Raw genomic sequence first — 19,012 nt, 5'->3', positions numbered from 1 at the left:
GGAGCCGATGCTGGTGATGCTGGTGACGGAGCCGATGCTGGTGATGCCGGTGACGGAGCCGATGCTGGTGATGCTGGTGACGCTGGTGGTCTGGATGATCCTTTCTTCACCGATGGAGAAGGTGGCAAACAGGCGGAAGCTGAGGTTCTGGATGGTGAGGTCGACGCTGCGTTGATGCAACGCAATGCCGAACTCGTCGCAGAGGACGACAAGCTGCAGACACGTCAGGCGAAGCTGGATGAAAAGGAGGCGAAGCTGGACGAAAAGGTGGCCGAGGTCAAGAAGGGGATGCTGGACATTCCCGCCTGGGTACCACTGGTGATCGCCGCAGCCTTGGGCATTCTTCTCGTCGTGGGAAGCAATCTGGGCTAAATGTTTACATAAGAGCGCACGTTCAACGAACGTTGCGCTCTTTTCTTTAGTAAAATTAGGTTAAATGTTACTTGTTGACAATGAGTTGTGCTTATGTTAACATTTATAGATTTGAAATTGTAGCAAAAGCACTTGACAAATTATTTTAGGTGTGATATAATACCACGTTATGTAAATTGAATAATTTCAGCTTGAAAACTAATGATTTTGTTAACGAATATGTTTTCGTTGATAGAATCGTAAGTTTTGACAATGATCTTTTACTCTTTAAGGAGGTATCTAGGATGAGGCCGAAGAATGTAGTGATCTCGTTTGTTATGGTAGCACTCGCTTTTTTGGCGATTGCCTTCTTTCTTAACACTGTCGACTCTGGTAGTAAGGCTCGAGACACCGAGCTGAAGGAGTCAATCACCGCGACGAAGGGAGAGCCTGGAGTTAAGGGTGATGTTGGTCCTGCCGGTCCTGTTGGTCCGAAGGGTGACGTTGGTCTGGCCGGTCCTGCTGGAAAGGTTGGTCCGAAGGGTGATAAGGGAGATCCCGGAGTTGCTGGTCTGCCTGGTCTGCAGGGTGAAGTTGGTTCTCCTGGATTCGATGGCGAGGACGGCGACATTGGTTATGACGGTCGACCTGGTGTGAGTTGTTGGGATCTGAATGGTGACGGTTGCGGTAATCCTGAAGAGGATTGCGATGGCGACGGTGTCTACACCGGCAAGGATTGTACATGTAATACGCTCAAGGCACTGGCTGAGAAGGCTGCCGCTGAGAAGGCTAAAGCTGAGAAGGCTAAAGCTGAGAAGGCCAAAGCTAAGAAGGCCAAAGCTAAGAAGGCCAAGAAGGTCAAGAGGGACAAGAAGAAGGTTCGTGTGTCTGGTGGTGTTCCTCATTTCGAGAATCACAACACCAACACGGTGAACGGGAGTAGTTCAGGTGGTGGTTCAGATTCTGACGCTGCAGATGCAGTAAAGAAGGCCCTGATGGAGGATAACGAAATCTCCGGGGGGACCTGGAACATCAACGTGAATACGAACGTCGCGAAGTAAAACACAGGGGAAACAGAACGTTTCTGTTTCCCCTCTAACTTGAATAGTTGAATGATCTCAACTCTTCAAGCTAGACAAGGTGTCTATACGATGTTTACAAACAAACAAACTCTTTGGAGGATGACATGAGGAAGTTTATTCTGTTGATTGCTGTTTTTTGTCTAGCTATGGTAAGTGCTTCTGCACTTGCTCAGCCTGTCTCTGCGGTTGAAGAGCTTGAAGCTGAAGAGCTGGAAGCCGAGGAGCCTGAAGCCGAAGAGCCTGAAGCCGAAGAGCCTGAAGCCGAAGAGCCTGAAGCCGAAGAGCCCGAAGCTGAAGAGCCTGAAGCCGAAGAAGCCACTCCTGCTGATGAAGCTGGAGACGAGGCCGAGGCTGCGATCAGAGCAAAGGTTCGCAAGGCGTTTCTAAAGGGGAACAAGATCACGGGCGGAAGTTTTAACGTCAACGTCAACTCGAATGAACTGTACGTTCCTGACGAGATGACCATTGATGGAGAGATTGGAATTCGTGGTGAAGTGCCTATTCGCCTCATGAATCCGCCTGAGATAGAGAAGCGAAGTTGGTGTGCACGACATCCGATTGGATGTACGTTCATCATCATCGGTGTAACTGGAGTCGCTACCGCAGGTGGCTTCTGGATTGCCGATGAATGTGGTGCGTTCGACAGGACCAACACCATCATTTACAAGTAAACATTCAACCGGGAGTGCAGTCAATGTACTTGCACTCCCGCTTATCTGAGTATTTAACAACCAGTTGAACTGAAAGTTCACTGATGAAATAAATCGTTATGTTGTTGAGTATTGAGAGAGCGGAAACTATTGTTGTTTTGACAAAGAAGGATAATTAATTTCTTTAAGGAGGAGTCTGATGAAGAAGCTTATTTCTGTGTTGTGTATTCTGTGTATGGCCGCGCTTGTTGGGGCCTGTGGTGACGAGACGACTGAAGTCATCGGGTATCCCGATGGAACCCAGGTAGTCAAGGAGCTTGGGTACGATCTTACTGTGTGTGTTACCAACGACGACTGTGGAGAGCGACAGCTCTGCACGGTGGACATGGAAGTGACCGAAGTGGCCGGATTCACGGTTATGATTTGCGTCACGGCTTGTGATGCGGAGATGATGACGGTGGAAATGGAGAACGAAGACGGGACTTCCAGTTCCAGCACGACTAAGGTGCCGGACACGGACACTTGTCAGAGGTACGACAACATGGATCTGTTTTGCGACATGAGCAAACACGTCTGTGAGGAGTACACGACGGCAGAGCCTGAGCCGACGCCGGCTGAGTGTTCGGTGGATGCAGACTGTGCTTACATGGATTCAGATGTTGGGGCGTATTGCTCCACCTTCGGTAGCCGAATTGCTCAGAGAGGTCTTTGCGATCTTGGTGGAGAATGTGTTGCTATTGAGGTGCTTGTCGAAGAGTGTCTCTATGGTTGTGCAGATGGTGTGTGCTTGCCGGAACCTACGCCCGAGCCGACGGACGATGGACTGCGGTACGTTCAGTACTGCTACTCCGGAGGTTCGTTTGTTGGACTGTTTGGTCAGATTGCCTGGAGTGAGTCTACTCCGTATGATCCAGATGCCTGGAAGCCTGGAAGGGACTTGGCCATCACTGACGGATGCTTCGGCACCACGGTGATCTGGGATCTGGTTCTGGCTGAAAATGGTTACAAGATGTTCTATGCAGACATGACTGTAGGCGTACATACTGGAAACGCCGCAGTCGACGCAGCCTTGCACTGGCTGTCCATGGACTGGTATCCCGACACTTGTAGTGTCGATGGACACCTGGGGATTCTGGGTGATTACATCCAGGACAAGGGGCACTCATGTACGGTGCCTGAGTAAATCAAACATAAGAGAGCGCATGTTCAATGAACATTGCGCTCTTTTCTTTTGTAAAATTAGCAAATTTTGTTGCGTAGAGACAATTCATGAATTGTCTCTACGAATTAGGGTTGACAAAATCCATAAAATTTGCTATAATACTATATTAAAATAAGCTGAAAATTGAGGATTCACATGAAGATAAAAGGTTGTTGTTTTTGTCTTATTGTGGATTTTGAATTTTGACAATTAATTTCAATTTTTCCAAGGAGGAAAAGATGAAGAATTTGGGTTATGCAATCATGTTTGTTTTGTTCGCGGTTTTCTCGATCGGCTGTGGTGACGAAGGAGGTCCTCAGCCTGGTTTTTCTGATACCAACATTCAAGAAGACGCTGGTGTTACGATCGAGTGCAGTGAGCATTCGGATTGTTTCCCGGATCACAAGTTTTGTGTTAAGGGAACTTGCGTTGGAGAGCCTCAGCCTGAGTGCTTGCCGGGAGAGATCTGTGGTGACGTAGTTGTCCAGCCGGACAATGGTCCAGTGGAAAACGACATTGATGTACCGGAGCTCACTGATTCAGACGTTTCGAACGTGGACTGTTATTCAGATACCGATTGTAGTTATCTGGAAAACACTGCTTGCGATGAGTTTGGCGAGTGGCAGATGAATATTACAGGTTCTTGTGTTGAAGGAGTCTGTATGGCTTCAAGCTTGAACGTCAGTGAGTGTGAAACTGGTTGCATGAACGGAGGCTGTTTGCCTGAGTCGAGCTGTAATGATGACTCGATTTGTGTGGAGACAGCTGGCAGCTATTGCACTACCGACAATATGCTGGTTGTTTATATGGCAACTGGTAGTTGTGAAGATAGTCTTTGTGAAGGTTACGTGAAGACGTATGCCTGCACCGGTGATTGTCTGAGCAATGAGTGTCTGGAGTGTTCTTCGGATACTGACTGTGAGGATGATGATGTTTGCACTTCCGACCAATGTGTGGAAGGTTCATGTGTCAAGCATTCAATCGATGGTTGCTGTAATGATGACAGTGAATGTGGTACGGGCGGTGGTTGTGGATGTGAAAATGATCACTGGACCTGTAGTGGGTCAAACGGATCGTGTGTGAATAACTCTTGCGTGCAGAACGTGACTTCTAAATACTGTGACTTTGGTTGCGGTGCAAGTGGTTGCAACGAGTGCGCTTATGACACTGATTGCGGTGATTCCTATTGCGTGTGTGAAGGCTCGAATCTTGAATGTACTGGCTTCTCTTGTGATATGGGGAAGTGTGAAACCGGAAATTCACAGCTGATATGTTTGTATGGTTGTGAGAATTCGCAGTGCAATTATGGACCGCAACCAGAGTGTGAAGCAGACTATGAGTGTGATGATATGGATCCGTGTAGCACTGACACTTGCGTAAATGGTGGTTGTGAGCATGATGTTACATCAGAAGTTTGTTTGCTTTGTGATGATGATAATTCGTGCACTTACGACATTTACAAGAGCAATACTGATCAGTGCGTACATGGCTATAACATGTTTGCTAATGATTGTTGCGATACATACGATTGTGCTGCAACCTGTAGCCCTGACGATGTGTCTTTCGGTTTGGAGTGTGATGAGTTTTCAGTATACGATTCACTGTCCTGCATCGATGGCACATATCAGTGCTGTAACGGTGATGAGCAGTGTCTGGTTGATTCAATCTGCATTCAAGGCCTTTGTAAGTATTTCGAGTGCCTGAATGACTCGGACTGCGACGATGGCAATCTGGATACAGGCGACATCTGCGATTATGGCAAGTGTTTCCATATTCTGGATGAGTGTAGCACTGACTGGGATTGCGTGGATTTTAACATGTGCACTGATGATGTGTGCATCGAGGGATCTTGTGTTAATCCGATTGTGTCTGAATTCATCGGTCAGTTCTGTGGTGAAACGGAAATCTGTCAGCCGGATGGATCGTGCAGTGATCCGATTTGTACAATGAATAGTGACTGTGATGACGGCAATCCTTGTACAACTAATATCTGTTCACAAGGTATATGTGTTCATGAAGTATTTGATTGCGGATCTGACCAGGTTTGCTATCCTCTGAATGAACAGTACTTTGCTTGTGGCTGGCCTTGCACAACGAATCAGGAGTGTGAGGATTTCAGTGATAACGTTTGTACTGTTGGACTTTGTAATGATAATGGTTACTGCAAATTCTCTTTCGACGACGGAGTGGCTTGTGATGATGGCAATACCTGCTCTACAGGTAATTTCTGTGAGTCCGGCGTTTGCCAGCCAGGTATTGAGGTGGAACCTTGTTGTCAGTCAGATGATGAGTGCACCAGTTTGGCCACCTGCGTTGGTGAATGTGTATTTAATTCACTGATCGTTAGTTGTGATTCAGATCAAGACTGTGCTCTTGATCCGATTTGCAACGACCAGTACGGTGGTGTGTATGAGTTCACTGGTAATTGCTTTGTTACTGGCTTCTGCGAAATGAATTTGTATGAAGATCCAGAGTGGGGCGACGCCGAAGACTGCTTTGACTCTCAGGCGTGTGCAGATTCTTCCGAGTGTGAACTCGGTGGCGTTTGTTCCAAGTACGTCTGCTTCTGGATTGAAGGGAAGCCCGAGTGCGTTGAGCATTCTGATTGCGATGATGGCAATCCTTGTACTTACGATACCTGTCAGGAAGGCAGTTGTGATAATTATCTGAATGAAGGTTGTGTCTTGTGTGAGACTGACGAAGACTGCGCACAGGCCGAGCCCATCTGCATTGATGGACCACCGCTTTTTCAGTACTACACTGAATGTATGCCGAGTGGTAAGTGCAACGTCGACGTTGACTACTGTTTCAATTGCCAGGACAATCAGTGTCTAGATGAATGCACTTCAGACGATGAGTGTTCATTTGGCCAAGTTTGTACTGATTACTATCAGTGCAATTGGGATGGTAACTTGCAGTGCAAATTCCATTGTCCTGAAGGCATGCTGTATGCTGTAATCTGGTATGGCAATGGACTGGAGTCAGTTGTCGCTTGTGAAGATGAAATTTGGACGTTCCCAAGTGAGTTATATGGTAGTTGGGGAGAGTGTCATCCAACTTTCAAATTCAACTTGCTCGACTCTTTCCCTATTACGAACCAGACATTCTATGGGCAGGGAAATGAAGCGGTCCTGGAGTGCAATTACTCCAATTTGTCTGAGAACAATCTTGGGCAAGGACTGATGGAAATGAGTATCCCGAGCATTTGTACCTGCGGTACGTGCTCAAATTGATTTAACACAAAGAGCTATAAGTTCCACGAACTTATAGCTCTTTTTTTGTTTTTATTCTAAATTTAGCTATAAATCATGGATAGTTGATAGCTATTGACAAAGTCTTCAAAATTTGATATATTTATAAGTTAAAAAACTAATTTTAGAGCTTTAATTGGCAGTAAATTGATAAAAAAATTTGCTAGATTTTTAGAGCTCTAGTTTGGAGCTGAACCTTTACAATTGAGGTAAAAATTTTTTCTATAATGGAGGAGAGGATGAAGACTCGATTGATCAATGTGAATGCAATTCTTTCAACTGGAGGTGAAGTGATGAGGAATCTTTTCGTAGCAATGGTAGCGTTGGCGTTGGTTTCTGTGTTTTCTGCTTGTAGCGGAGATAACGGAACCGCAGATGATGGTGACAACTGTGCTGAGGCCCAGGTTTCAGTTGATGGCGAGTGCAAGACTAAGTGCACCACTAATGAGGACTGCTTTGAGGCAGGTCATGGTGGTGGTTGGCTTTGTCAGGTTGTGGAAGGTGTTGGCGGTTACTGCGCTTATGACCCTGATGGGAGTGGCGTAACTGATCCCAGTACTCCGACCTGCTCAGCTACGGCTGAGGTTTGCGATTACAAGGATAATGACTGCGACGGTGAGATTGACGAAGGTGTGAAGAATGCTTGCGGCCAGTGCGGTGAGGTACCTGCTGAAGTTTGTGACACAGTAGATAATGACTGTGATGGCGAAACTGATGAGGGTGTGCTCAATAACTGTGGTGGCTGTGGTGATGTTCCTGAAGAAGCTTGTAACGGATTGGACGATGACTGTGATGGTCAGATTCCTGATGTTGAAGCTGATCAGGATAATGACGGTTACCGCGTTTGCGACGGTGATTGCAATGATTTAACTCCTGCCTATCATCCTGGAGCAGAAGAACTTTGTGACGGGCTTGATAATGACTGCGACGGACTTGTGCCTGCTGATGAAGCGGATGAGGACGGCGACGGTTGGCGGATTTGTGACAATGATTGTAATGACACGGACGCTGGAGTAAATCCGGCCATGCCGGAGATTTGCAATGCGATTGACGATGACTGCAATGGAGAGGTTAACGAAGGTTTCTTTGTTGGCGCTCCGTGCGAAGGTGTTGGCGCTTGTGGTACTGGTATGCTGGAATGTTACAGCGATACGGCTACCATTTGTTCCACTATGCCTGGCGGCAGTGACGAGCAGTCGATCTTTGAACTGTGCAGCGATAACCTGGACAACGACTGTGATGGCAGCGTTGACGAGGGCTGTTCATGTGATGAGGCCGATTGGCAGATTTGTGGAAGCAGTGTTGAAGGCGTTTGTCAGCTTGGCTGGCAGGAATGTCAGGCCGGCGGAACTTGGGGCGAATGTGAAGGTTCTGTTGAACCGATTCCCGAGGAATGCAATGGCCTAGATGATGACTGTGACACAGAGGTTCCGGAAACGGAGATTGATCAGGATGGTGATGGTATGGCGGAATGCGCAGGTGACTGCGATGAGGCTAATGCCACAACTTACTTGAACGCTCCTGAGCTCTGCAATGGTGTTGATGACGATTGTGATGGTGATGTTGATGAAGATTTCTTTGTCAATGTACCGTGCGTTGGACTTGGCGCTTGCAGTGCAGGGACTTATCAGTGTGACGGTGAAGGTACTTACCTTTGCTCAACTATGCCGAACGGCGCTGATGATATGTCTTTAGATGAAGTGTGCAGTGACCTGATTGACAATGACTGTGATGGCAGCGTTGATGAAGGTTGCGAGTGTGATTCAGAAGAAGATGATGTTGTCAAAAAGTGCGGTATGACAGACGAGGGTGTTTGCCAGATTGGTGAACAGACTTGTGGGGATGATTCCCTTTGGGGTGAGTGCGTTGACTCAGTTAATCCCGGACCGGAGCTTTGCAATGGTTTGGATGATGACTGTGACGGCGCTGTTCCCGATGATGAAGCTGACGCAGACGAGGATGAGTTCCGAATTTGCGATGGTGATACTGATGATACCAATGCGGCTGTTAATCCTGCTGCAGATGAAGTCTGTAATGGGATTGACGATAATTGCGATGGTAGTGTTGATGAAGGTTTCTTCGTCGGTGCTCCTTGCAATGGTGTAGGTGCCTGTGGTATGGGTCAGCTGGAATGCCTGGATGAAAATTCCACTGTTTGTTCAACTGATGTTGGCGGCAGTTTGGATGAGTCTTTGGCCGAAGTTTGTGGTGATAATACCGACAATGACTGCGATGGTCTCGTTGATCAGGATTGCGCTTGTGATCCTGGTGACATCCAGGTGTGTGGCAGTTCTTCTGTTGGAATTTGCATGACCGGTTGGCAGACTTGTCTTGATGACGGCACCTGGGGTGATTGCGTAGGAAATGTTGAGCCATTGCCAGAAGAAATGTGTAATGGACTTGACGATAATTGCGATGATGAAATTCCCTTGGATGAATCTGATGCAGATGAGGACGGTGTTCGAATCTGTGAAGGGGATTGCAACGACGCAGATCCTATGATCAATCCCAATGTTGGCGAGTCCTGTAATGGACTGGACGACAATTGCGATGGTAGTGTTGATGAGGGTTTCTTCGTCGGTGCGCCTTGCAATGGTATGGGCGGCTGTGGCGCAGGCACTCTTGAGTGTAATGCGGATGGCAGTGGCACAGTTTGCTCCAGTGATCCTGAGGGCAGTGAAAACGCTTCCGTAGCTGAAGACTGTGGAGACAACGTTGATAATGACTGTGATGGCTCGGTTGACGAGGGTTGCTCTTGCGACCCTGGTGATGAAGAGCAGTGCGGGAGTAGCGACGTTGGACTTTGCAAGTTCGGTATGCGGGATTGTTTGCCTGATGGTACATGGGACGATTGCATAGGAAATGTTGAGCCGGGCATTGATGTCTGCGATGGTGCAGACAATGACTGCGACGGTGAAACAGATGAAGATTATATTAATCTAGGTGAACTTTGTTCGGCTGGTCAGGGTGAGTGTGAAACTGAAGGGACCTTTGTTTGTTCAGAGGGGCTGGAAGTTTGTAGCGCTGTACCTAGTGATCCGGTGAACGAAGTTTGTGACGATCTGGACAATGACTGCGACGGGTTGGTTGATGAAAACTTCCCACTCGGAGTTGGCTGTCTGGCTCTTGGAGAATGTGGATCAGGGACATACGAGTGTACTGCTGACCTAGCAGGCGTTATTTGTTCTTCAGCACCTGGTGGAAGCGAAGATGCTTCAATTCCGGAAGTGTGTGGGGACAATATGGATAACGACTGCAATGGGCAGGTTGATACGCTCGATGATGTCTGTGCCTGTGATCCTGGTATGACGAAGCAGTGTGGCACTTCGGATGAAGGCGTTTGCCAATTCGGAGTTCAGACTTGTCAGGCTGATGGCACTTGGGGAGATTGCATTGATGCAATTGAGCCTGGTGACGAAGTTTGTGACGGGTTTGATAATAACTGCAACGGTGAAGTGGACGAAGGTCTGCTTAATGCTTGTGGTCAGTGCGGTGATGTTCCTGCCGAAGTGTGTGATGGCGAGGACAATAACTGCGACGGCGAGGTTGACGAGGACCTTCTCAACGCCTGTGGCGAATGTGGTCCGTTACCAGAAGAAGTTTGTGATGGTGCGGACAACGATTGTGACGGTGAGGTTGATGAGGATTTTGTTAATCTTGGTATGCCGTGCAGTGATGGTGTAGGTGAATGCGAAGTGGCTGGCACATTCGTGTGTTCAGTTGATGGTCAGGAGGTTTGCAGTGCGGAAGCGCTTGAGCCGACTGATGAACTTTGCGACAACCTGGACAATAACTGTGATGGTATGATTGATGAAAACTTCCCGATCGGAATTGATTGTCTGGCGCTTGGTGAGTGTGGACTAGGCACATATGAGTGTACTGCTGACGGTGTAGACGTTATTTGTTCTTCGGCACCTGGCGGAAGCGAAGATGCTTCAGCGCCTGAGGTGTGCGGGGACAATCTGGATAACGACTGTAACGGACAAGTTGATACGCTCGATGATGTATGTACTTGTGACCCAGGTATGACGAAGCAGTGCGGTTCTTCGGATGAAGGCGTTTGTCAATTCGGAGTTCAGACTTGTCAGGCTGAGGGCACTTGGGGAGATTGCGTTGGTGCAGTTGAACCTGGTGACGAAGTTTGTGACGGCTCTGACAATAACTGCGACGGTGAAGTTGATGAAGGTCTTTTGAATGCCTGTGGCCAGTGTGGTGATGTTCCTGCCGAAGTGTGTGATGGCGAGGACAATGACTGCGACGGCGAGGTCGATGAAGATTATCTTAATCTAGGTGAAGTTTGTTCAGTCGGTCAGGGTGAGTGTGAAACTGAAGGGACCTTTGTTTGTTCAGAGGGACTGGCAGTTTGTAACGTTGTGCCTGGCGATTCAATGGATGAACTTTGTGACGGGTTGGACAATGACTGCGACGGGTTGATTGATGAAAACTTCCCGCTTGGAGTTGGCTGTCTGGCTCTTGGAGAATGTGGAGCAGGTACATATGAGTGTACTGCTGACGAAGCAAGCGTTATTTGTTCTTCAGCACCTGGTGGAAGTGAAGATGCTTCAGCGCCTGAGGTGTGTGGGGACAATCTTGATAACGATTGTAACGGGCAGGTTGATACGCTCGATGATGTCTGTGCTTGTGATCCTGATATGACCAAGCAGTGTGGTACTTCGGATGAAGGCGTATGCCAGTTTGGTGTACAGACTTGTCAGGCTGATGGAACTTGGAATGACTGCCAGGGGGCAGTTGCGCCGAGTGACGAGGTTTGTGACGGAGTCGATAATAACTGCGATGGCGAAGTTGATGAAGATCTTCTGAATGCTTGTGGCCAGTGTGGTGATGTTCCTGCCGAAGTGTGTGATGGTGAAGACAATGACTGCGATGGCGAGGTCGACGAAGGGCTTCTGAATGATTGTGGCCAGTGCGGTGATGCTCCTGCCGAAGTGTGTGATGGCGAGGACAATGACTGTGACGGCCTGATTGATGAGAGTTTCCCTGTTGGATTCGAATGCCTTGCGGCTGGTGAATGTGGCTCAGGTGTTCTCGAGTGCAATCAAGATGGAACGGGAGTAATTTGCTCTGTTGCCGTTGGTGGCAGTGAAGATGCTTCAGTACCTGAAGTTTGTGGAGACAACTTGGACAATGACTGCGACGGAATGGTAGACACACTTGACGATGAGTGTGATTGCGAACCCGGAGCGACTATGTCCTGTGGCACAACCGATGTTGGTGTGTGTCAGTACGGGGAAAGTTTTTGTGAAAATGATGGTAGTTGGAGCGATTGCGTTGGTAACGTGGAACCTGCAACTGAAGAAGCCTGCAACGGACTTGATGATGACTGCGATGGCGCAGTGGATCAGGACGAAGTAGATTCCGATGCTGACGGTGAAATGGTTTGTGAAGGGGACTGTTCGGATGGTGATCCGGCAGTTAATTCTGGAGCAGACGAGCTGTGCAATGGCCAGGATGATAACTGTGATGGTGCAGTAGACGAAGGTTATTACGTGGGTGTGCCATGCCTCGGGTATGGAGCTTGCGGAGCTGGCGTTTATGAATGTGCCAACGACTTTGGTTATCAATGTTCTACTATGCCCGGAGGTAGCGAAGATCAGTCTTCACCTGAAGATTGCAATGACCTGGTGGATAATGACTGTGACAGTTCAGTTAATGAGGGCTGTGAATGCACGCCCGATGACACTGAGCAGTGCGGTACCACCGATGAAGGTGAATGTGATTATGGTGAGCAGACTTGTTCTGCGCAGGGTCTCTGGGGTGATTGTGTGGGCAACGTTGAACCTAAGCCTGAAGAGTGCAATGGTCTGGATGACAATTGCAACGGAGCTGTCCCGCTTGACGAGGCAGACGATGATGGTGATGGTGAGCGTGTTTGCGCAGGAGACTGCAACGACGATGCAGCTTCTATTAATACTAGTGCAGACGAAGTTTGCAACGGACTGGACGATGACTGCGATGGTAGTGTGGATGAAGGTTTCTTTATTGGCGCTCCTTGTGTAGGAACGGGCACTTGTGGCCTTGGTTCCTGGGAGTGTGCTGATGAAGCTTTAACCATTTGTTCCACTAATCCTGATGGCAGCGCAGATCAGTCTGTGGCAGAAGTCTGTGGTGATAATTTGGACAATGATTGTGATGGTAGTGCTGATGAGGATTGCGATTGCGATCCTGATGATCTGGCAATCTGTGGAACAACTGAAGACGGCGTATGCCAGCAAGGTCTGCAGACCTGTGAGAATGACGGTACCTGGGGTGCTTGCGTAGGCAATGTTGAGCCGATTGAGGAATTGTGCAATGGGCTTGATGATGACTGCGACACTGAGGTTCCGGCTAACGAAGCAGATGCAGATGCAGATGGCTTTATGCTATGTGATGATGATTGCGATGACGGCGACGCAGACGTTTATCCTGGGGCAGACGAAGTTTGCAACGGGGTAGATGACGATTGCGATGGTGACATCGACGAAGATTGTCCGACAATCTACTGTAATATCTGTTGTGGTTACGGACTTGGCCATCCTGTGGTTTGGTCGGGAGGTATCCCCGTGGACACTTGGTCGGCGGAAGGTTATTGTGGTGTCTGGTCTGGAACAATCCAGCAGATTTGTCTGCGCGGAGAATATCCTGTTCAGGGTTATGAAGAGGATGGGTGGATCGACTGGAACTGTCAGAATGGCAATGAATGGGGTGGCTGGGAAACTGATGGCGTACTTTGGTGCGTTGATCAGGACGGTACACCTGTAACATTCGAAGCTGTGGAAGGCCAGGTTGATCCTGAAGATCCTGATCCTGAAGGAGAGGTGATTCTCCTGGACAACATTTGTCCTCAGTAAGTTAACAAACACAACCCCACTATTCAATGAATAGTGGGGTTTTTTATTTTGTTAATTTTAGATGATTTGTGCTATAATTATAGTGGAGTTCCTATATAAAACTTCGTAATTTTAGTATGAAAAAAACAAAAAAAATTAAAATGCCCGTCGATGCCGTCGTTGCTGTAACATATCGTTGTAATTCACGCTGTGTTATGTGTAACATTTGGCAAATAAAAGATTTTCCCGAGGTTTCTCCTGATGTTTATCTTAAATTACCAAACAGCTTGAGAGATGTTAATATTAGTGGAGGTGAACCATTTTTAAGAAAAGATTTACCTGAAATCGTACGCAAAATCGGATGGGCTTGTCCAAAGGCGAAAATAAATATTTCCACCAATGGTTTTTTAGTAGACACTATTAAGAAAGTATTACCGGAAATTAAAAAGATTGATCCTGATATTTCTATTTCAATTTCAGTCGATGGGATTGGACAAATGCATGAAAAAATCAGAAGAGTCCCAAATGCTTGGAATAAAGTTCTGGAGACTATTCGTTTTTGTCGAGATGAGTTGGAGATAAAGAATATTAAATTTGCCTTTACTTTAACGGATATGAATTTTCAACAGTTGTATCAAGCTTATGATTGGAGCAAGCGTTTGAGAGTTCAGTTCACGATGGCGGTTGCTCATTCCTCAGATATATACTTTGGTAAAGAAAATGTTATAGATGTTGATGTTGGTTTTCTAGAAAAAGAGTTTAGTAAAGTTATCAAGAAGTTATTGAAATCGTTCCGACCCAAAGATTGGGCCCGAGCTTATTTTGTTGATGGGCTACTTAAAATAGTAAAAGGTGAAAGACGACCACTAGAATCATTTGCAGGTGAAGATTTTTTCTATTTAGATCCTAATGGAGATGTTTATCCGTCAGTGATTGATAATATTATAATGGGGAATCTGGAAGATTGTCAGGAATTCGAAAAACTGTGGTTTAGCCGTCAGGCGAAAAAAGCCAGGGTGGATATACAAGGGTTTGAGAGTAATTATTGGATGGTTTGTACGGCGCGAGCGGCTATTAAGCGGAATCCGATAAAAGTCGCTAATTGGATATTTAAAAACAAATTACCACTTGATTGGTGGAGAAAATAAAATTATGTCCCAATTTATAAAAAATTTTTTTACTAAAAAAGAAGTTGATCATACGCTGAAGTTGTATTTATGGGTAGTTGTTTTTGTGGTGGGGTTTAGTCTAATGGCAATTAGTTTTATTCAACCAACGTATATTTTGCTGGTTGATTTATTGGTAATTATAATGGTGGTTCTGGTGGAATATCCTCGCCTGGGTTTGTATGGTATGATTTTGTTTTATCCTTTTCTAAATTGGCAATTGGTGAGGGGAAGTATTAATGTTCCTTATGTAGATATCTTGGCCTCATTAACTTTACTTGCATTAATAATTCGTCATGCAATTAGATTTTTTTATTCAGATAAGCAAGATAATAAAAAGACAAGGTATGAGCTTCCAGGATTGTTGATGGCTTTGGTCTTTTTTGCAGTCTGTGCTTTGTCGGTATTGAATAACCAAGAATTGGTACCAGCATTTAAATATTTACTACGACCAATTGTATTTTTCTATCTGATGTTTGTGTTGATACCTTCTAATTTAATTAATTCCAAACAAATATTCAAAACGGCCTTGCATCTTTTCTTGATAAGTGGGTTGTTTGTGGCAATTTCTGGTTTTTTATCAGTAATTTTATCGCAAGGGCCATCATGGTTTGTTTATAGAGCTGTACCTTTTAGTTTTGCTGGTTTCAACCCCATCGGAGGAAATCATAATGCCATTGCTGAAATTTTAATTGTGATCATTCCGTTAACATTGATTTTGTATTTATTGTCTACCAAAATTAAGCAACGGGGTTGGTATGTGTTGGCGATTTTATTTATGACATTAGTATTGTTGTTAACTTTTTCTAGATCTGGTTGGTTAGTTTTGTTAGTTGAACTACTGATTTTGTATATAATGAGGTATAAATACAAGTTTAATCGCTATGTAATTGTCGCTATAATATTTTTGTTAGTTTTAGTGCCCGTACTGACTTACTTTACCGCTTGGCACCAGGTTGATTGGATTAAAAGTTCGAATTCTAATAGATTGTTGTTAACCAGTCTTTCATTTTCTCATTTTTTGGATCATCCAATTATTGGTAATGGCCTGAATACTTTTCAGTCTTTGGTAGGTCGAACTTTTATTTACACAGTGGAATTTGGTGATCCCTTGGAGTCTCATGGTTTCGTACAAAAACTTTTGACAGAAACGGGCATTCTCGGTTTTCTTTCATTTGTTGGTTTGTTAATTTACTTGGGTAGTAAATATTTGAAAGGTTACGCAAAAGCCAAATTTTTAACTAATAAAAGAATTATAACTTGTTTAATGATGGTTTTTGTCGGATTAGTTCTTTTCGAACTGTTCTCAACCTCATATTTTGTTGCCAACATGTGGTTGCCAATTGGTGTTGGTTTGGCAGGAGTTAAATTATATAGCGAATAATATGTCCCAAAGTTTATATAAAAATTTTTTATCAGTAGGGTTTGAACAGCTTAACGCCAAGGCGGATCAGCATATCATTAAGTTGTATAAATACAATTACAATAAGTATTTGCCTAAAAATAAGCAGGCTAAGATTTTGGACATTGGTTGTGGTATGGGACAGTTTTTACAGTTTTTAGCTGGTCAAGGTTATGATAATTATTTAGGGGTTGATATTTCACCAGAAAGCGTAAAGTATTGTCAGGATAAAGGTATTGAGAAAGTAAGACTAATTGAGGACCTTGTTGATTATTTAATTGCTTGTCCGCTTTTTGATTTAATTGTGCTTAATGATGTTATCGAACATATCCCTAAGTCTGAAATTATTCCTACAATGAACAGGATTTACCAGAAATTAAACCCTGGTGGTAGTATCATCATTAAAACTGGCAATATGGCTTCTTTGGCTGGTCTGCGCATTCGATATAATGATTTTACTCATGAGGCAGGCTTTACTGAATATAGTTTAAGTCAGGTATTGAAATTTTGTAAATTTAGAGGTATAATAATAAATCCTTATTTATTTCCTAAAAATAGTCCAACTCGGATGATTAGATTTTTAGGGCAGAAATTAGTTCATGCTTGGTGGAAGTTAATTTATTTCCTGGAGTTTACTGATCCACCTAAAATTGTTGACGAGTTGATTTTTGCAGTGTCTAGAAAGTAAAAGTTCAAATGTAAAAGTTTACAATATTAGTACATAGTAATAAGTTTTTAGCGATTACTTTTACTTTTTACCTTTAGACTTTTACCTAAAAAAGTATGATTAAAATTAGTTACATAATCGGTCGTTTGGCGTATGGTGGGGCAGAGCGGTTATTATTGGATATCTGTCGTAAAATTGACAAGACCAAATTTGAGGTCGAGGTTTTAGTTTTGCAATCAGACAATCCTCTAGCTGAACAATTTGAGCATGCAGGTGTACAAATTAAATATTTTAACAAGGTTAAAAAATTTGACTGGAAGATAATCAAAAAAGTAGCTGACTATTTGCAAAAAAGTAAGCCTGACATTGTGCATACTAATCTTTTTGCAGCTGATTTTTGGGGTGGACGAGCTGCTATTCAGGCGAAAGTAAAGCATATAATTAGTACCAAGCATGATATTTTGAGCGAGGGTTTTTGGCGAGATCGCTTAGGCCTTAAGGCTCGGCGTAAGTTTAACAAGGTAGTTGCTATCTCAAAGGCAACTAGAGACTATTTAGTCGCGGAAGAAGGTATTGATATCCAGAATATTGAAGTAATTTATAATGGAATTGATGTTAGTAAATTTTATATTGAAAATCCAGGCTTATTTAAAACTGAAGACATAACTATTGGATCAGTTGGTAGATTGAGTAAAGAAAAAGGACATAAACATTTGATTAGAGCTTGTAGGTTTTTGAAGAATAAAAATTGGAAATTAATTCTAGTGGGCGATGGGCCATTGCGTCGCGAGTTAACGGCCTTAGCTAAATCTTTAGGAATTGAAGACCGGGTCCAATTTGTTGGAGAAGTTGAGGACGTTCGACCGCATTTGAATAAGTTTGATGTGTTTGTATTACCTTCAGTAAGTGAGGGGTTAAGTCTAGTAATATTGGAGGCGGCAGCAGCAGGGCGCGTGGTTGTGGCTACTGAAGTTGGAGGCGTGCCAGAGATTATCAAACACAAGCAAAATGGTTTACTTTTCAAACCAAAAAACATTGAACAGTTGGTTCAAAGATTGAATTGGGTTGACGAACATAGAGATTTAGTTAGTAAAATGGCCAAGTCACTTCAGCAGTTTGTAGTTGATCAGTTTGATGTTAATAAAACAATTAAGCAATACCAAAAACTTTATGAAGATATTGTTGATAAATAAATTCTATTGGCAAAAGGGTGGTAGTGAGAGAGTATTTTTACATACTAAAAAATTACTTGAGCAAAATGGGCATCAAGTAGTTTGTTTTTCAATGGAAGATGAAAAAAATAATTTGCCATCATCGTATTCTAAGTACTTTGTTCCGTACACTAATTTCCAATCTAAAAATAGCTGGTTTGGTAAAGCATTAAGATTCATTTATTATCCATTGGCCGCAAAAAATTTAGAAAAACTAATTCAGTTGGAAAAGCCTGATATTGCTCATTTACATAACATCTCACACCAGTTAACTCCATCTATTCTTAAACCATTAAAAAAACACCAGATTCCAGTTGTGCAAACTTTGCATGATTATCAACTCATTTGTCCCAATTATCGTTTGTTTACCAAGGGTAAAGTTTGTGAAAAGTGTAAAAAACATAAATATTATCAATGCTCATTGAACAAGTGTGTCCAGAATTCATTTTGGTCTAGTTCTTTGGCTGGTTTGGAACTTTTTCTTCAATGGATTTTTAGATTTTATAAAGAGAAGGTAGATTTATTTATTTCACCAAGTCAGTTTTTAAAAGATAAAGTTCGTGAATGGGGAATTAAACAACCGATTAATGTGATCAACAATTTCATTAATATTGAAAATTTTGAACCTAATTACCAGAACCAGGACTATGTTGTTTGTGTAAGTCGTCTGAGTAAAGAAAAGGGTGTTATGACGCTATTGAAAGCAATTCGTAAGTTGCCAGATATTAAATTGAAATTAATCGGAGATGGTCAATTGCGAAAGGAGGTTGAAAAATATATTGTAAAAAAACAAATAAAAAATGTTGAATATTTGGGTCCTAAGTATGACAAAGAACTTTTCGATTTGATTAAGAATTCTAAATTCTTCATCATTCCTTCGGAGTGGTATGAAAATTATCCGATGTTAGTTATTGAAGCTATGGCACTGGGTAAACCGGTTTTGGCATCCAGGCTGGGTGGACTGCAAGAAATGATTGAGGAAAATAAAACTGGCTGGTTTTATGAGCCATTTAGTATCAAGGACTTGAGAAGTAAAATAAAGCAACATTATAATGAGAGTGACACCATTGAACACATGGGTTCACTTGCTCGAGAAACTGTTGAACACAAAAATTGTACAAAACGACATTATCAACTGTTAATGCAAGCTTATAACCAAGTTCTGTCTAAAGAAAATGTGGTAAAACTAGGTTAAAGTATGACT

10 protein-coding genes and 1 pseudogene are annotated in these 19,012 nt (G+C 43.9%); all 11 read left to right on the top strand.

From position 1 onward, the window contains the following. On the top strand, window positions 1–372 hold a 372-nt coding region (locus HN643_00670; protein MBT7500170.1), incomplete at its 5' end, for a hypothetical protein. Window positions 373–809: 437 nt separating this feature from the next. Beyond that, window positions 810–923, top strand: a pseudogene (locus tag HN643_00665) (hypothetical protein). Between the two features lie 614 nt (window positions 924–1,537). Beyond that, a complete protein-coding gene (locus HN643_00660; GenBank protein MBT7500169.1) occupies window positions 1,538–2,104 on the top strand; it encodes a hypothetical protein in 567 nt (188 codons plus the stop codon). Window positions 2,105–2,708: 604 nt separating this feature from the next. Next, window positions 2,709–3,266 carry a hypothetical protein gene (locus HN643_00655; protein ID MBT7500168.1) on the top strand — a complete coding sequence of 186 codons (558 nt, stop codon included), beginning with the start codon at window positions 2,709–2,711 and terminating at the stop codon, window positions 3,264–3,266. Window positions 3,267–3,523: 257 nt separating this feature from the next. Beyond that, the gene (locus HN643_00650; GenBank protein ID MBT7500167.1) at window positions 3,524–6,517 is read left to right on the top strand and encodes a hypothetical protein; all 2,994 of its coding nucleotides are present in this window, start codon (window positions 3,524–3,526) and stop codon (window positions 6,515–6,517) included. A 257-nt stretch (window positions 6,518–6,774) separates the two neighbouring features. After that, window positions 6,775–13,383 (top strand): hypothetical protein, encoded by a 6,609-nt coding sequence (locus HN643_00645; GenBank protein MBT7500166.1) that lies wholly within the window; start codon window positions 6,775–6,777, stop codon window positions 13,381–13,383. A 116-nt stretch (window positions 13,384–13,499) separates the two neighbouring features. Next, complete coding sequence (locus tag HN643_00640; GenBank protein ID MBT7500165.1) at window positions 13,500–14,510, top strand: radical SAM protein; 1,011 nt, start codon at window positions 13,500–13,502, stop codon at window positions 14,508–14,510. Window positions 14,511–14,514: 4 nt separating this feature from the next. Further along, entirely contained in the window at window positions 14,515–15,912 is a 1,398-nt protein-coding gene (locus HN643_00635; protein MBT7500164.1) for an O-antigen ligase family protein, read from the top strand. A 1-nt stretch (window position 15,913) separates the two neighbouring features. Next, window positions 15,914–16,618 carry a class I SAM-dependent methyltransferase gene (locus tag HN643_00630; GenBank protein MBT7500163.1) on the top strand — a complete coding sequence of 235 codons (705 nt, stop codon included), beginning with the start codon at window positions 15,914–15,916 and terminating at the stop codon, window positions 16,616–16,618. A gap of 95 nt (window positions 16,619–16,713) precedes the next feature. Further along, a complete protein-coding gene (locus HN643_00625) occupies window positions 16,714–17,790 on the top strand; it encodes a glycosyltransferase (GenBank protein ID MBT7500162.1) in 1,077 nt (358 codons plus the stop codon). Beyond that, on the top strand, window positions 17,768–19,003 hold the full coding sequence (locus HN643_00620; GenBank protein MBT7500161.1) for a glycosyltransferase: 1,236 nt from the start codon (window positions 17,768–17,770) through the stop codon (window positions 19,001–19,003). Before HN643_00625 ends, HN643_00620 begins: the two co-directional genes overlap by 23 nt. Window positions 19,004–19,012: the final 9 nt, after the last annotated feature.

The organism is Candidatus Falkowbacteria bacterium (assembly GCA_018674305.1).
GTDB lineage: Bacteria > Patescibacteriota > Patescibacteriia > UBA11705 > JABHMO01 > JABMRF01.
This window is presented reverse-complemented; position numbering and strand designations above follow the sequence as displayed.

Excerpts from the sequence above, each read along its gene's own strand:
- HN643_00660 (MBT7500169.1), top strand. The coding sequence starts at position 1,538 with ATGAGGAAGTTTATTCTGTTGATTGCTGTTTTTTGTCTAGCTATGGTA.
- HN643_00650 (MBT7500167.1), top strand. The coding sequence starts at position 3,524 with ATGAAGAATTTGGGTTATGCAATCATGTTTGTTTTGTTCGCGGTTTTC.
- HN643_00645 (MBT7500166.1), top strand. The coding sequence starts at position 6,775 with ATGAAGACTCGATTGATCAATGTGAATGCAATTCTTTCAACTGGAGGT.
- HN643_00640 (MBT7500165.1), top strand. The coding sequence starts at position 13,500 with ATGAAAAAAACAAAAAAAATTAAAATGCCCGTCGATGCCGTCGTTGCT.
- HN643_00635 (MBT7500164.1), top strand. The coding sequence starts at position 14,515 with ATGTCCCAATTTATAAAAAATTTTTTTACTAAAAAAGAAGTTGATCAT.
- HN643_00630 (MBT7500163.1), top strand. The coding sequence starts at position 15,914 with ATGTCCCAAAGTTTATATAAAAATTTTTTATCAGTAGGGTTTGAACAG.
- HN643_00625 (MBT7500162.1), top strand. The coding sequence starts at position 16,714 with ATGATTAAAATTAGTTACATAATCGGTCGTTTGGCGTATGGTGGGGCA.
- HN643_00620 (MBT7500161.1), top strand. The coding sequence starts at position 17,768 with ATGAAGATATTGTTGATAAATAAATTCTATTGGCAAAAGGGTGGTAGT.